The sequence below is a fragment of the Sulfitobacter sabulilitoris genome (genome assembly GCF_005887615.1).
Taxonomy (GTDB): Bacteria; Pseudomonadota; Alphaproteobacteria; order Rhodobacterales; family Rhodobacteraceae; genus Sulfitobacter_E; species Sulfitobacter_E sabulilitoris.
Window position 1 is genome coordinate 265,769 of sequence record NZ_VANS01000002.1, and the last position, 15,609, is coordinate 281,377.

Annotated in this window: 14 protein-coding genes; 6 read left to right on the forward strand and 8 right to left on the reverse strand. The window is 62.3% G+C overall.

The genetic code is table 11. From position 1 onward, the window contains the following. Window positions 1-151: 151 nt before the first annotated feature. The 4 genes from FDT80_RS09630 to FDT80_RS09645 all read left to right on the forward strand — a co-directional run bounded on the left by FDT80_RS09630 (window position 152) and on the right by FDT80_RS09645 (window position 5,477). Window positions 152-1,252 carry an ABC transporter ATP-binding protein gene (locus tag FDT80_RS09630; RefSeq protein WP_138662071.1) on the forward strand — a complete coding sequence of 367 codons (1,101 nt, stop codon included), beginning with the start codon at window positions 152-154 and terminating at the stop codon, window positions 1,250-1,252. Window positions 1,253-1,386: 134 nt separating this feature from the next. Further along, window positions 1,387-2,493, forward strand: coding sequence for an extracellular solute-binding protein (locus FDT80_RS09635; protein WP_138662072.1), 1,107 nt, complete (start codon window positions 1,387-1,389; stop codon window positions 2,491-2,493). Window positions 2,494-2,589: 96 nt separating this feature from the next. Next, entirely contained in the window at window positions 2,590-4,293 is a 1,704-nt protein-coding gene (locus tag FDT80_RS09640) for an ABC transporter permease (RefSeq protein WP_138662073.1), read from the forward strand. Between the two features lie 5 nt (window positions 4,294-4,298). Beyond that, the gene (locus FDT80_RS09645) at window positions 4,299-5,477 is read left to right on the forward strand and encodes an ABC transporter permease (RefSeq protein ID WP_138662074.1); all 1,179 of its coding nucleotides are present in this window, start codon (window positions 4,299-4,301) and stop codon (window positions 5,475-5,477) included. Window positions 5,478-5,534: 57 nt separating this feature from the next. Here the strand turns inward: FDT80_RS09645 and FDT80_RS09650 are convergent, their stop codons facing one another. The 5 genes from FDT80_RS09650 to dapE all read right to left on the reverse strand — a co-directional run bounded on the left by FDT80_RS09650 (window position 5,535) and on the right by dapE (window position 11,408). Next, a complete protein-coding gene (locus FDT80_RS09650; protein WP_138662075.1) occupies window positions 5,535-6,881 on the reverse strand; it encodes a lytic murein transglycosylase in 1,347 nt (448 codons plus the stop codon). Window positions 6,882-6,985: 104 nt separating this feature from the next. Then, complete coding sequence (rnr, locus tag FDT80_RS09655; RefSeq protein WP_138662076.1) at window positions 6,986-9,241, reverse strand: ribonuclease R; 2,256 nt, start codon at window positions 9,239-9,241, stop codon at window positions 6,986-6,988. A 6-nt stretch (window positions 9,242-9,247) separates the two neighbouring features. Beyond that, complete coding sequence (locus FDT80_RS09660; protein ID WP_425471985.1) at window positions 9,248-9,844, reverse strand: TIGR04282 family arsenosugar biosynthesis glycosyltransferase; 597 nt, start codon at window positions 9,842-9,844, stop codon at window positions 9,248-9,250. Continuing rightward, window positions 9,844-10,266: a GNAT family N-acetyltransferase gene (locus FDT80_RS09665; RefSeq protein ID WP_138662078.1), complete on the reverse strand. Its 423-nt coding sequence runs from the start codon at window positions 10,264-10,266 to the stop codon at window positions 9,844-9,846. The genes FDT80_RS09660 and FDT80_RS09665 overlap by 1 nt, the downstream gene beginning before the upstream one ends. Further along, window positions 10,263-11,408 carry a succinyl-diaminopimelate desuccinylase gene (gene dapE / locus FDT80_RS09670; protein WP_138662079.1) on the reverse strand — a complete coding sequence of 382 codons (1,146 nt, stop codon included), beginning with the start codon at window positions 11,406-11,408 and terminating at the stop codon, window positions 10,263-10,265. Before dapE ends, FDT80_RS09665 begins: the two co-directional genes overlap by 4 nt. 506 nt (window positions 11,409-11,914) lie before the next feature. On the opposite strand from dapE, the gene FDT80_RS09675 reads away from it, so the two are divergent. Then, window positions 11,915-13,009, forward strand: coding sequence for a Hint domain-containing protein (locus FDT80_RS09675; protein WP_138662080.1), 1,095 nt, complete (start codon window positions 11,915-11,917; stop codon window positions 13,007-13,009). Between the two features lie 85 nt (window positions 13,010-13,094). On the opposite strand, the gene FDT80_RS09680 is transcribed toward FDT80_RS09675, so the two are convergent. Then, window positions 13,095-13,460 carry a hypothetical protein gene (locus FDT80_RS09680; RefSeq protein WP_170311839.1) on the reverse strand — a complete coding sequence of 122 codons (366 nt, stop codon included), beginning with the start codon at window positions 13,458-13,460 and terminating at the stop codon, window positions 13,095-13,097. 28 nt (window positions 13,461-13,488) lie between these two features. Further along, window positions 13,489-14,316 (reverse strand): 2,3,4,5-tetrahydropyridine-2,6-dicarboxylate N-succinyltransferase, encoded by an 828-nt coding sequence (dapD, locus tag FDT80_RS09685; protein ID WP_138662082.1) that lies wholly within the window; start codon window positions 14,314-14,316, stop codon window positions 13,489-13,491. 128 nt (window positions 14,317-14,444) lie between these two features. Here dapD and FDT80_RS09690 point away from each other — a divergent pair, with 128 nt between their 5' ends. Further along, entirely contained in the window at window positions 14,445-15,281 is an 837-nt protein-coding gene (locus FDT80_RS09690; RefSeq protein WP_138662083.1) for an LOG family protein, read from the forward strand. 13 nt (window positions 15,282-15,294) lie between these two features. Here FDT80_RS09690 and FDT80_RS09695 read toward each other — a convergent pair whose 3' ends face one another. Further along, a complete protein-coding gene (locus FDT80_RS09695) occupies window positions 15,295-15,507 on the reverse strand; it encodes a hypothetical protein (RefSeq protein WP_138662084.1) in 213 nt (70 codons plus the stop codon). Window positions 15,508-15,609 lie beyond the last annotated feature (102 nt).

Below are 15,609 nucleotides of genomic sequence, written 5' to 3' on the forward strand. Positions count from 1 at the left end.
GACTGATTATCCTGATTTATTAGGTATTTGGCCTGCATTTGACTGGATTTGGAACATCGGAGAGTTAATTGGTTGCATCAGCAACGGCGGTTCGTGTTAGCTTGCACTCAACAAGTGCGGATAACCGCCAAGTCCAACGGGGAGCCGAATTTTGGCCGATACGACATCCAACGACGCCTTCGTCGAATTCGATCGCGTGCAGAAAAGTTACGACGGCGAAAACCTTGTCGTCAAAGATCTGAACCTCTCGATGCCCAAGGGTGAGTTTCTCACCATGCTTGGACCGTCCGGCTCGGGCAAGACGACTTGCCTGATGATGCTGGCCGGGTTCGAGACCGCTACCCATGGCGACATTCGCCTGGACGGGAAATCGATCAACGACATTCCGCCCCACAAGCGCGGGATCGGAATGGTGTTCCAGAACTACGCCTTGTTTCCGCACATGACGGTGGCGGAAAACCTGTCCTTTCCGCTGGAAGTCCGCAAAATCGGAAAATCCGATCGCGAGGACAAGATCAAGACGGCGCTCGACCGGGTGCAGATGGGCAGCTTTGCCGGGCGTCGCCCCGCGCAATTGTCGGGTGGACAGCAGCAGCGTATCGCCCTCGCACGTGCGCTGGTGTTCGAACCCGAACTGGTGCTGATGGACGAACCGCTGGGCGCGCTCGACAAGCAGCTGCGCGAAACCCTGCAGTTCGAGATCACCAACCTCGCACACGAGCTGGGCATCACCGTCGTTTACGTGACGCACGACCAGACAGAGGCGTTGACCATGTCGGACCGTGTTGCGGTGTTCGACGATGGCCGCATTCAGCAGCTGGCGCCGCCAGACAAGTTGTATGAAGAGCCCGAAAACAGCTTCGTGGCGCAGTTCATCGGCGAAAACAACACGCTTGAGGGCGTGGTCAAGGAAATCAAGGGCGGTTATGCCGTGGTTGAACTTGACGGTGGCGCGCTGATCGACGCCAAGCCGATCAACGTGAGCAAGGCCGGGGAGCGCACCCGCGTGTCGATCCGCCCTGAACGCGTTGAATACAACAAGGAACGTCTCAGCCCGGATGCGCATACGCTGAAGGCCGAGGTTCTCGAATTCATCTATATGGGCGATATCTTTCGCACGCGCCTGCGGGTTGCCGGAAAGGACGATTTCGTCATCAAGACCAGAAACGCACCCGATCAGGTGCGCCTGAAACCCGGTCAGCAAATCGACATTGGTTGGCTGCCGGACGATTGCCGCGCGCTGGACGCCTGACGCTGGTCGTCAGAGCCGCGCGCGCAGTGTCGCAGCGTCCCCAACCGGGGCGCGCGATGTTCCAAGAGGCTGTGAAGAAGCCCGTCATCGCAACCTCACGACTCAAACGGGTAACAAATGGGAGACTATCCATAATGAAACTCACGAAGACTATACTTGCATCAACGGCCCTGACCGCCGTGGCGAGCATGGCCTCGGCCGAAGCTCACATGGCAAACGAAATGACGATCGTCAGCTGGGGCGGCGCCTACTCCAATTCGCAGCAGCAGGCGTATCACAACCCCTACATGGAAATGACCGGCGTTGAGATCATCAACGACGAATCCTCTGCCGAAGCGGTTGCGAAACTGCGCGCGATGAACGAAGCGGGCAATGTGACATGGGACGTCGTCGACGTTGTCGCATCCGATGCCATCCGCCTGTGCGACGAAGGCCTGGCGATGGAAATCGACCCTGACGAGATGCTGGCAGACGCCCCCGACGGCACCTCCGCCGAGGATGACTTCGGCGACCTGCTGGTCAGCGACTGCTTCATTCCGCAGATCGTGTACTCCACGACCTTCGGCTATCGCACCGACATGGTGGGTGACACACCGCCGACATCCGTCTGCGCCGTGTTCGACACCGAAACCTATCCGGGCAAGCGCGCGCTGGAAAAGCGTCCGATTAACAACATGGAATGGGCGCTGCTCTGTGACGGTGTGGCCAAGGAAGACGTCTATGACGTGCTGGAGACCGAAGAAGGTCAGCAGCAGGCCTTGGACAAGCTCGACACCATCAAGGACGATGTGATCTGGTGGTCCGCGGGCGCCGACACGCCCCAGCTTCTGGCTGACGGTGAAATCGTCATGGGTTCGACCTACAACGGTCGCCTGTTCTCGCTCATCGAAGAGCAGGACCAGCCCGTCGGCATGCTGTGGGACGCGCAGGTGTTCGACCTTGACGGTTGGATTATTCCCGCCGGCCTGAGCGACGAGCGCAAGGCGCGTGCACTTGACTACATCAAGTTCGCCACCGACACGCAGCGTCTGGCGGACCAGGCGAAATACATCAGCTACGGTCCGGCGCGCAAGTCCTCGGCACCGCTGGTGGGCAAGCACGCCGAACTGGGCATCGAGATGGCACCCCATATGCCGACCGATCCCGAAAACGCCAAGAACACGTTCCTCTACAACTACGAGTTCTGGGCCGACTATCGCGACGACATCGACGCGAAATTCCAGGCGTGGCTGGCACAATAAGCCGCTAAGCTTTCGGAAGGGGCCCATCGCGGCCCCTTCCACCCCTTATTCGTTTTTCCCTTTACCTTCCTTCTCTCCAAACCCGATGGGGGCGACATGAGCGATGTAACCGACGCCACGACAGCCAATCAGGCACCGACACCCGACGACGCCGCGCGGCTTGCCGACAGCAAGAAGGCAGGACCGGTGCTCGCCGCGGACGGCACACCGCTCAAGCGCAGTCTGAATCGCGCCCTTCGCCGCCAGAAATTGCGGGCGCTGATGCTGGTTGCACCGCTACTGATCTTTGTCCTGCTCACCTTTATCGCGCCGATCGCTGACATGCTGTTCCGCTCGGTGGAAAACCAGATCGTGTCGGAAACGCTGCCGCGCACCACCGACTTGTTGGGGGATTGGGATGCCGATGCGGGTGCCTTGCCCGAGGCTCCGGTCTACAAGGCGCTCTACGAAGACATTTTCATTGCGCAGGAACGCAAGGAGCACACGCGCCTTGGGTCGCGCCTGAACTATGAGCTGACGGGCGTATCATCGCTGTTTCGCAAATCCGGCCGCAAAGTCGAGGATATGGGCGAAGTCTACCAGGACCAGTTCGAAGACCTCGATGAATTCTGGGAAAAGGGCGAAAACTGGAATCAAATGATGGGGTCGGACGACTGGCTCGCCGATCATGCCGCCTGGAACGAAGACTCCGGCGACCGCCAGCCCCGCTTCGAGCTGCGCGACGACATCGCGGAACTGCTGCCGGAAACAGCAGCGAAATACGAGATCTTCGCGAATTTCGTGCAGGTCGAAGACGAGGACAACCTTTATACCGAAGACCCGTGGGCCGTGGTTTATTCCGCGCTCTACGATGATCTGACCGGTCCCAACGCCGCGCAGATCGCCAACTATTCCGGCTTTGGCGCCGACAAGCTGCAGGCCGCCGCCGCAGCGGTCTCGGAGTTCGAGACTGTCGATTTTGCCGCCGCCTTCGAAGACATCGACAAGGACTGGAGCAGCATGGACGTCTGGCAGACGATCCAGATGTACAGCCCGAAATACACCTCCGGTTACTTCCTGAACGCCGTGGACATGCAAAAGACACCGGACGGCCCGGCGTTGCGCGATGAAAACGAACGCATCTATGGCACGCTCTTCATGCGTACGATGTTCATGTCGCTGATGATCACCGGCAGTTGCATCCTGCTTGGGTATCCGGTCGGCTGGATCCTGGCCAACCTGCCCGCGCGCACGGCCAACCTTCTGATGATCCTCGTGCTACTGCCGTTCTGGACATCGCTGCTGGTGCGCACCTCTGCGTGGAAGGTAATGCTGCAACAGCAGGGCGTGATCAACGACACGCTTGTCTGGCTCGGCGTGGTGGCCGACGACAGCCGGCTTGCGCTGATCAACAATCAGACCGGCACGATCATCGCGATGACGCATATTCTGCTGCCCTTCATGATCCTGCCGCTTTATTCGGTGATGCAGACGATACCGCCGACCTATCTGCGGGCCGCCAAATCACTGGGCGCCACGAACTGGACAGCCTTCTGGCGGGTCTATTTCCCGCAGTCCGTTCCGGGCATCGGCGCCGGGTCGATTCTCGTGTTCATCCTGTCCATCGGTTACTACATCACGCCTGAAATCGTGGGTGGTACGACGGGCACATTCATTTCCAACCGGATTGCCTATCATATCTCCAGTTCGCTGAACTGGGGACTGGCCGCCGCGCTTGGGACAATCCTGCTTGCCGTCGTACTTGGGCTCTACTGGGCCTATGACAAGATCGTCGGCATCGATAACGTGAAACTGGGGTAAAGATCATGGCCGCACTGACACCTATCTCCCGCACACCCGTCTCCTTCTATGTGCCCGTCGTGGCCGCGGCGGGGGCCTTTGCCGGCCTGTTTGTCGGCACCGCGCAGGGCAGCGGCCTGCTGGGCATCGTCGTCGGAGCCATCGCTATGGGCGCGCTGGCCTATGTGCTGACGCAGATCATCAAGTCCGAAACCCCAAGCCGCTGGGGCACGGTCGTTCTGTTGGCGGTGGTCGGCTATTTCCTCGGCGGTTTGCCCGCCATGGTGATCGGCGGAATATTTGGCTGGCTGTTCGCCTGGTTCAGCTTTTGGCTTTACGAGGGCCGATACCGCGCCAAGGTTCCACCATACCTCACACCGATGCAGGTCTTGTGGCATTTCACGTTCCGGGTGATCTGCGGTGCGATCCTGGTGTTCCTGATCACACCGATCCTCGTGGTCATGCCGCTCAGCTTCAACGCCGAAAATTTCTTTACCTTCACTCCGGAAATGCTGCGTTTCGATCCGGCAGGGTATTCGCTCAAGCACTACCGCGACTTCTTCAGCAGTTCCGATTGGCAGAACGCTCTGCGCAATTCGGTGATGATCGCGCCCGTGGCGACGCTTTTGTCGGTCAGCTTCGGCACGCTTGCCGCGATCGGCCTAAGCCAACCGCATGTACCATTCCGCCGTGCCATCATGGCGGTGCTCATCTCTCCGATGATCGTGCCGCTCATCATTTCCGCTGCCGGCATGTACTTCTTCTATAGCAGGATCGGCCTGCAAGGCACGTACCTGGGCGTGGTGTTGGCGCATGCCGCGCTTGGCATTCCGTTTGTCATCATCACGGTCACGGCGACACTGGTCGGCTTTGACCGGTCGCTGACACGGGCCGCGGCCAACATGGGCGCCAATCCTGTCACGACATTCTTTCGGGTTCAGATGCCGCTTATTCTGCCGGGGGTGATTTCGGGCGGGCTGTTCGCCTTCATCACGTCGTTTGACGAGGTCGTCGTGGTATTGTTTGTCGGCTCCGCCGGTCAGAAAACGCTGCCATGGCAGATGTTCACCGGTCTGCGCGAACAAATCAGCCCGACCATCCTGGCGGTGGCCACGATCCTCGTGATCATCTCGATCTGCCTGCTGACCACGGTCGAGCTTTTGCGTCGCCGCTCGGAAAGGTTGCGCGGCATGTCGCCCGGTTAAGCGATCGGCGCCCGTCAGACACGAAAAAGCCCCGGATTGTTTCCGGGGCTTTTTTTGTCAGCGCAGCGCGTTCAAAAGCTGAAGCGATGCATATCCGTCGGGCACACGGCCCTTGGCGCGCTGGAAATCGCGCACCGCGTCGATCGTCTTGGGGCCGATGCGCCCGTCGATGCCCTTGGTGTCGAACCCCCCGGCCGTCAGCCGCCGCTGCATTTCCTGGCGTTCATCGAATGTCAGCGCCCGGTCGTCGCGCGGCCATCCCGAGCGGATCGCAGGACCACCTTTGATCCGGTCGCTCAGGTGCCCCACCCCGATGACATAGGCATCGGCGGTGTTGTACCGTTCGATCACGGCGAAATTGTCAAAGATCATGAACGCCGCGCCCTTGTTCCCCGCAGGCAGCAGGACAGAGGCCTTGCCATGGCGCGCCGGAACCGCGACGCCATTCACATCGACCACACCCAGCCGCGCCCAGTCGTTTGGCATCTTTTCGATCTTGCGGTCGGCCAGGGCATAATCGAACCCGCTGGGCAGTCGCACTTCGACCCCCCAAGGCTGTCCTTTCGTCCACCCGAATTTCGCGAGATACGCCGCGGTTGAGGCCAGCGCATCGCTTGGATCGTCCGACCAGATATCGCGTCGCCCGTCGCCGGTGAAATCAACGGCATATTGCAGATAGGATGTCGGAATGAACTGCGTGTGGCCCATCGCTCCGGCCCAACTGCCGGTCATGTTGCGCGGCGCAGTATCGCCCGATTGCAGGATCTTGAGCGCCGCGATCAGTTGCTCTTCGAAAAACGCGCCGCGCCGCCCGTCAAAGGCCAGCGTCGACAGCGACTGAATCACGTCATTGCTGCCACGAAACGCGCCATAGGCGCTCTCCAGCCCCCAAATCGCCAGAACGACCTCTTTTTCGACGCCATAGCGCGCCTCGATCTGGGTCAGCTTGGCGGCATGGGTGCTCAGCGCGCTCTTTCCATTCGCGATGCGCACGTCCGAGGCGGCACTATCGAGGTAATCCCAGATTGTCTTGGTGAACTCCGACTGGTTCCGGTCCCGCTTGATCACCGATGGATCGTAGCGCACACCGTCGAATGCGGCGGACAGGGTGCGCGCGCTGATGCCCTGGGCCAATGCGCGGGCTTTGAACCCCGTACCCCACGCGGCGAATTCGTTTTCCTTTTCAGGGGTCGGTGCGGTATTTGCCTTGATCGGAGCGGCGGGGCGCACCTTCGGTCTCAGGCTGGCTTTGGCGGTGACCGCAGCCAGCGCCATGACGGGCATCACTGTCGCGCCCGCGGGCCGGATCATCGGCCTGACCGACCGCTCGACCGATCCGGCGAGGGTCGAGGTGCCCAAAATCGCCGCCATCACGGCCACTGATCCAAAGGAAATCCACTGCATGATGTGCCCTGCTGCTTCGGTTATTATTGTCGCCAATTTAGCGACATTGCAGCCATCGCAAAAGCCATCAATGCAGCATCGATGCCAATCAGGCGCGGCTTTGCCTAACGCCGCGTCCGTTTGACCTTGCGCTTTACCTTGTCGGCCTTGCGTTTCGCTTTGACGCCGCGCCGCTTGGGGCTGCGCCCGGCGGGCGACTGTCGACCCTGCGGGATCTTGTCCCCTTCCACCGACAACAGCTCGAGCGCGATGCCCCCGGTAACCGGTGCGGCCTCGGCCAGCCGCACAGTCACCCGCTGTCCAATGCCGATCGTCAGCCCTGTGTCAGAGCCCATGAGCGTGCCCGCCTCGCGATCGAAGTGGAAATACTCTCGCCCCAGCGACCGCATCGGGATCAACCCGTCGGCCCCGGTTTCGTCCAGTTTCACGAAGGCACCGAAGCGGGCGACGCCACTGACCCGCCCGGTGAATTCATTGCCCACACGCTCGCTCAGAAACGCCGCCAGATACCGGTCCGTGGTGTCGCGCTCCGCGACCATCGACCGGCGTTCGGTGTCCGAGATATGTGCGCCGGTCTCCTCCAGCGTCTCGATGTCATACAGGCTCAGCCCGTCCTTGCCCCAGCCATGCGCCGCAATCAGGGCGCGGTGCACGATCAGGTCCGCATAGCGGCGGATGGGCGAGGTGAAATGCCCGTACTGTCCCAGCGCCAATCCGAAATGACCGAGGTTATTCGGGCTGTAATAGGCCTGTGTCATCGACCGCAGGGTCGAGATATTGATCAGCTCCGCCTCGTCCGATCCTGCGGCATCGTTCAACAACTTGTTCAGATGCGCGGTTTTCAGCACCTGGCCCTTGGCCAGCGTATAGCCGGACGCGGCCGCCGTTTCGCGCAATGCGTCAAGCTTTTCGGGGCTGGGTTCCTCGTGCACACGAAACAGCAGCGGCGTCTTCTTGGCGATCAGGGTCTGCGCGGCGGCCACGTTGGCCAACACCATAAATTCCTCGATCAGACGGTGCGCATCCAGGCGGTCCTTGAAATTCACCGACGTGACCCGGCCCTCCTTGTCCAGTTCGATCCGCCGTTCCGGCAGATCGAGGTCAAGCGGCTGGCGTTGGCCCCGCGCCGTGACCAGCGCGCCGTAAGCCGCGTAAAGCGGCTTGATAACAGTCTCCAACAAGGGACCGGTGCGATCATTCGGCGCGCCATCGACGGCGGCCTGCACCTCTTCGTAGTTCAGGCTTGCCTGCGAGCGCATCAGCCCGCGATGAAAGCCGTGCGACAGCTTTTGGCCATGCGAATCAAGCTGCATCCGCACAGCGATGCAGGCGCGCGGCACGCCCTCGTGCAGGCTGCACAGGTCACCGGACAACCGGTCAGGCAGCATCGGCACGACGCGATCGGGAAAATAGGTGGAATTGCCGCGCTTGCGCGCCTCGCGGTCCAGCGCCGATCCGGGGGTGACATAGGCCGCAACATCGGCAATCGCGACCCAAAGAATGTGCCCGCCTTCGTTTTTGGGGTCTTCATCCGCGTGGGCAAAGCACGCATCGTCATGGTCCCGCGCATCCGATGGGTCGATCGTGACAAAGGGCAGATCGCGCAGATCTTCGCGCCCCTCAAGGCCAAGCGGTTTGGCCGCATCGGCTTCGGCGATCACGTCATCGGGAAAGGCATCGGGGATGCCGTGCTGGTGGATGGCGATCAGCGACACCGCCTTGGGCGCACTGGGATCGCCCAACCGTTCGACGATCCGGGCACGCGGCAGACCCATGCGGCCCTTGGGCCCGGCCTGCTCCGCTTCGACCAGCTCACCATCCCTGGCGCCGTGGGTGGCGTCGCCGGCAACCTGCCATTCACGGTCTGCGCCCTTGTCGATGGGCACGATCCGGCCCCCTTCGGCGGTCTTGCGGAACACGCCCAGCATCCGCTTGGGGTTCGTGCCGATACGCCGGATGAGCCGCGCTTCGTAATGGTGATCCTCGCCCTTGATCAACGTCAGCCGGGCCAGTATCCGGTCGCCTTCGCCCAGCGCCGGATCGGACGCGCGCGGAATGACCAGCACCTGCGGCTCCACCCCTTCGCCCAGCCATTCAAGCGGCTTGGCGAACAGATCGCCGTCGCGGTCCGGACCCGTGACCAGCAGCACGCTGACCGGCGGCAGGCGGTCGGGATCCTGATAGGTTTTCTTGCGCTTCTCCAACTGCCCTTCGGCCTCAAGCTCTTTGAGAACACGCTTGAGGTCGATCCGTGCGGCGCCCTTGATCCCGAAGGCCTTGGCGATATCGCGCTTGGCGGTCAGGGTGGGATTCTGTTCGATCCACTCAAGGATCTCGGCTTTGGATGGGATATGGCTCATGCCTGATCAGGTATCACGGGCGCGGGGTGTCGTCATGGGCAAATCGCGCGCGGTGTCGACGTCACGCAACGTATCGACAAGGGCAATTCGCCGCCCCGGCAGCCCGGCGATGGTATCGGCCAGCGCATGTTCGCTGGACCAGCGCACATCGCGAAACAGGCTGCGCGGCGCGGACGTATTGCGCTTCAGCCCGACCAGCCAGTAGCCGCCGTCGGGGGCAGGGCCGAATACCGCGTCATTGCGGCCCAAAGCGGCAAATGCCCGCGCGATGTGATGCGCGCGGATGCCCGGAATATCCGCCCCGATCACGCAGGCCGGGCCGGGCGGTGCACCGGCCAGCACCCGACCCATCCGCTGGCCCAGATCGCCGCGTCCCTGCGGCCAGCGCGGGATCTGCGCGGGCCACACACGGCTTTGCAGTCCGGCACGGTCGGGCGCAACGGCCAGGATGACCTGCCAGCGTGGGTCCGCGACCCTGCGCAGCAACTGCCTGGTCTGGTGACGGAACCACCACGCGGCAGCCGTCGGTCCGATGTCGCGCCCAAGCCGGGTCTTGACCCGACCGGGCCGCGGTTCCTTGACCATCACGATCAGCGTTTGCATCACAGTGCGCGCACCATGTCGCGGTGGTCGATGCCCGCATCGTCATAGACCGGTCCACACGCCGTGAACCCAAGCTTTTCGTAAAATCCCAGCGCATGCAGTTGCGCGCCCAGCCTGGCCTGTGTCACGCCCGGTTGCGCCCCGGCCAATTCAATCGCCGCCTGCATGATCCGCGCGCCCAACCCCGTGCCGCGATGCGCGGACAGGACACAGACGCGCCCGATCTTGGCGGTGCCATCCTTTACCAGTATGCGCGCGGTGCCGACGGGTGTGTCCCCCTCGACCGCCAGCAGGTGCAGCGCCTGCGCGTCCAGGCCGTCCAGTTCCTCGTGCTCGGCCACGTTCTGTTCGATGATGAACACGGTCCGGCGCAGAGCATGGCAAGCGGCCAGATCGCCGGTCTGGGATACTGTCACGCTCATGCGAAGTAATCGCCCAAGATGCGGCGGTATATGGCCGTCAGCTGCTCGATGTGGGCGATCTTCACATGCTCGTCGACCTGATGCATGGATTGGCCGACCAATCCGAATTCGACCACAGGGCAGTGATCCTTGACAAAGCGCGCGTCCGATGTGCCGCCGGTGGTGGACAAGACCGGTGTGCGTCCGGTTTCCGCCTCTACCGCGCGGGCCACGAGATCGGACAAGGGGCCCGGCGGCGTGACGAAGCTTTCGCCGGAAATCTTGATCGACATCTCGACCTTGACGTCGAACTCCTCCGCGATCCGGTCGCCTTCCGATCGCAACCAATCGGACAGGCCGGCGCCGGTATGGCTGTCGTTGAACCGGATATTCACACCCGCCGTGCAGTCCGCCGGGATGACGTTGGTGGCCGGGTTCCCGGTGTCGATGGTGACCACCGCCAGTGTCGAGGCATCGAAATGATCGGTCCCGCGGTCCAGTTCGCGACTGGCCAGCCTGTCGATCAGCCGCGCCATCGCGGGCAGCGGATTTCGGGCGCGATGCGGATAGGCCGAGTGCCCCTGCTTTCCGATCACCCGGATACGCGCATTCATCGACCCGCGCCGCCCGATCTTAATCATATCGCCCATCTGGTCGGGGCAGGTCGGCTCCCCCACCAGGCAGACATCCATGCGCTCGCCCGCGCGGTCCATATGTTCCAGCAAGGCCGTGGTGCCATCCGTGGCGTCGCCTTCCTCGTCGCCTGTGATCGCGATGATGACCGCACCGTCGGGCGGCGCCTGCGTGACCAGATCGACCGCCGCGGCGACAAAGGCGGCAACGCCTGATTTCATGTCCGTGGCGCCGCGGCCGAACATCACGCCATCCACCACCTCGGCCCCGAACGGCGGGTGGGTCCAGGCGTCGGCGTCACCCACCGGCACCACATCGGTGTGCCCGTTGAACCCGAAGGTGCGTTTGTGCCCCTTGTCGCCCCACCGGGCAAAAAGATTGCGAATGCCGCCCCGATCCGCCCAGGAACATTCGAACCCGGCCTGCTCCAACGCGGCGTGCAACAGCTCAAGCGCGCCGTTGTTCGCAGGCGTGACGGAGGCACAGCGGATCAGATCGGCAGTCAGGGAAACGGGGTCCGGTACGGGCATGGAAACTCCTTGTGATCAGTCCATTATCGGGTCCCGTCAGACTTGTGGCGAAAACAACGCAAAGCCAAGACCCTTGTGAGAGGAATTGCTTAACAGATGCCGCGCAACCGTGCTAATCGTAGGGCAATAACATGACCCGAGGCAGGGCATCAGCAGTCAGGCACCCAAAAAACTGGGGCCAACCGTACCGAATTGTACAAATCTCACGGGCGAAGACCGTGCGCTGCGCCGATGTGCCGACCTCCCGATGGGCTTAAGGCGGATATGGTACAGGCGTCAACGCTTTTGATTGAAACGGTCCGGGGGGGCACGCCGGCGTCAGCGATGGTGCAAGCCATCCCCGGCGATGGAATGGCGATGCCAGACGCGTCCCACCCTGTCGCCGTCGGCAGCGACGGGCCCCGCCGCAGCCGCGCCGCCATGGCCCTTGGCTACGGCGCAGCCGCACGCCGGTTTGCAAAACGTACCTTAGCCGCGCCAAGCTGCCCAAACCGGATAGACCCGACATGACCTGGATCGCACTGGCAGATCACGAAGAACGCCGCTTTTCCCTGCGCGGGATCGGGGGTGACAAACAGGCCGAGCCGATCTGCTCCGACGATCCCGATCAGATGCTGCCACGCGGCAGCGTCATGGTGGAAACACGCCTTTCGGATGATGGGCGCCCGCATGTCCTGTTCGGCTACAACCACGCCTACCCCGAGCAACGCAGCCTGATGTTTCAGGCCATACCCGGCGGCGGGATCGCGATGGTGCAGGTGCAGGGCAGCAAGATCGCGCACGCTGCTGTCCAGCGCAGCAACGACGGCCGGGCGGATGTCTTGCGCATCACGTTTTCCTGGGATGCGCCGCGGAACTGGGGGCAACTGACCGTCGAGTTGCCAGAAGACCACAGGGTCGTGAGCGTGCCCGTCGTCGGCGCCATGCCGATGTGTCTTTCGGATTTGCACGACATGATGCTGGGGCACGGCGATCAGACGCTTTCGGCCGACGTGGTCTTTGCCGCCCTGTCCGACCAGGTCGAACCAATAGGACCGATGCCGACGCTTCATCCGGCCACGCCGCTGGCCACGCCCTGGGGATACAAGCCCGCGCGTCAACTGGGGCGTGGCGACACCGTCATGACCCATGGCGGCGACGTTGTGCCCGTCTTGCACAATGTGGCGCGCACGGTCCCTGCGCGTGGAAGTTTTGCCCCGGTGCGGCTGCGGGCGCCCTATTTCGGCCTGCAGCAGGATATCATCGTCAACCCCGACCAGCGCCTGATGATCGACGGGCCCGAGGTTGAATACCTGTTCAATCAGGAGGCGGTACTGGTGCCTGCGCGGCATCTGGTGAATGGCTTTGCGGCGCGGGCGGAACCTTGCGGCCCCACTGTTACCTATACGCAGGTGCTCTTGCCCGCCCATGACACGATCCATGCCGCCGGAACATTGGCTGAAAGCCTGTATATCGGACGCATCCGGCGCAATGCCGCCCATCTTGAAACAAGCTTGCTCAACGGTCTGGACCGCAGCAGCCTGCCCGAACACGGGCGCGCCGCATATCAGGTATTGCGATGGTTCGAAGCGATTCACCTCGCGCGGCAACGCGCGGCATAACGCCCAAGCGGCAACGCGCGGCATAACGCCCAAGCGGCAACGCGCGGCATAACCTCCAAGCGGCAACGCGCGGCCTGACTCGTCTTTAATCCTCGTCGATTTCGGGCAACTCGCCGTAAAACGGCGTCATCTGCGCCACGATCACGGCGTTTTCATCCAGCGCCCGCTGCATCAGCGCGCGCTCTTCCGCGTCGATCTCGTGGCCCTCGGCCTCGCGTTCGGCCAAGGTGCCATACCCGGTGACATCCAGCGGTGCGGTGTCGGCCTGCTTGAGGATCGCCACGGTTTCGCGCACCGCCTCCGCCTCGTCCACGCCGCTGGCATAGATCATCAACCCCGCGCCGGTCGCCTTTTTCGGCAACCCGTCGCCCGCCTTGCGCCCAATCTGCACCAGCAGGGTATAGACCTGCTGGCGCGACGGTTTCTTCTCTTTCTTCGGTGTCTCGCTCATGGCGGGCATCGCTTTCGTGCAGGTCGTATCAGTCGCGCAGCAATTCGTTGATCGATGTTTTCGACCGCGTCTTGGCATCCACCCGCTTGACGATCACGGCACAATAGAGGTTCACACCGTTCTTGCTTGGCATGGAGCCGGACACGACAACCGATCCGGACGGCACTTCGCCATACATGACCTCTCCGGTTTCGCGGGCCACGATCTTGGTCGACTGGCCGATATAGACGCCCATGCCCAGAACCGACCCTTCGCGTATGATACAGCCTTCGACCACTTCGGACCGCGCGCCGATAAAGCAGTTGTCCTCGATGATCGTCGGGCCGGCCTGCATCGGCTCCAGCACACCGCCGATGCCGACACCGCCCGACAGGTGCACACCCTTGCCGATCTGCGCGCACGACCCGACCGTGGCCCATGTATCGACCATCGTGCCCTCGTCCACATAGGCGCCGAGGTTCACGAAAGACGGCATCAACACCACGCCGGGCGCGATATAGGCCGACTTGCGCACCACGCAGTTGGGCACCGCGCGAAAGCCCGCGTCCTTCCATTCGGCATCGCCCCAACCGGCGAACTTGCTGTCCACCTTGTCCCACCAGCCGCCGCCCTGCGGGCCGCCCGACTGAATCGCCATGTCCTTGATCCGAAAGCCCAGCAATACCGCCTTCTTGGCCCACTGGTTCACATGCCAATCGCCGTTCGCCTGACGCTCGGCCACGCGCAGCTTGCCGCTGTCAAGCGCGTCCAGAGTGTTCTCGATCGCCTCGCGCGTCTCGCCTCCGGTGGCCGGAGTGATGGTATCGCGCGCCTCCCAGGCGGCTTCGATGGCGGTTTCAAGCTGGGCATTGGACATGGGGCTGGCTCCGGATCTGATTGAATTTGCTTGCCTGCGCTATACAAGCCCACCTGCGGTCGCGCAATTGCATTGCATCTTGCCGCGGCTCAGGTGACGCTGACGACAACCGCTGTTCGGAGACATCAATGAACAAACCACATCCTCTGCGCGACGCGCACGCCGATCGCACGACCGCCCGTACGGTCCCCGACACACCACAAACGCGCGCCTCGTCCTACCGCCTTGCGTTCACCGACGAAGATTTCATGTGCCGCGATGAACTCAGGCCCGTGCGGTTGCAACTGGAGCTTTTGAAAACCGAGATGGCGCTGGACGCACATGGGATCAGCAGCACCATCGTGCTGTTCGGCGGGGCCCGGATCCCCGAGCCGTCAAAGCAGAACACCGCGCGCACCGCGACGCTGGCGGGTCTGTCGAAATTCTACGACGAGGCCCGCGAATTCGCCCGTTTGATGACCTTGAAAAGCCTGGAGTCGGATGGCCGTGAAAACGTTGTCGTCACGGGGGGCGGACCGGGCGTCATGGAAGCCGGCAACCGCGGCGCGGCGGACGCGGGCGGCACATCCATCGGGTTCAATATCGTGCTGCCGCATGAACAGGCGCCGAACCGATACGTCACGCCAGAGTTGTGCTTCAACTTTCACTACTTCGCTATTCGCAAGATGCATTTCCTGATGCGCGCCCGCGCGATCTGCATCTTCCCCGGCGGCTTCGGCACGATGGACGAAATGTTCGAATCCCTGACCCTGATCCAAACCGGCCGCATGCAGCGTGTGCCCTTCATCCTGTTCGGCCGAAGCTTCTGGGACAAGATCCTGAACTGGGACGCGCTGGCCGACGCTGGCACGATCTCGGACGAGGATCTCGACCTGTTCCGCTTTGTCGAAACCGCGCAGGAAGCGATCGACCTGATCGAAAACTGGGAGCCCGCGACTGCGCGCGATGCGATCCCGGGACGATAGCCAGACTGCGGGATCAGGCGCTGAGTTCGGCCGGCAGCGAACAGATCTCGACATGGTGCGGCAGTGTCTCGATGACCTGTCCCGCGCCGGTGTCCTTGATCCCGTAGCCATATCCGGCCAACCGGTGCTTCCATTCTCGCGGGCTCAGCGCAATGGCGCGCTCGCGCAGAACCAGATCCACGATCTTCGCCTTCAAGAAGGCATCGGGTTTGATGATGATCGACATGTGTGAAGTCTCCTGAAAAGCCTTGCTTCAGAAGTCAGCCTGCTATCAGGTCATGTCAGCAATTGTGCCAAAAAAAGGCCATTTCGGGGCGATATCGGAAAC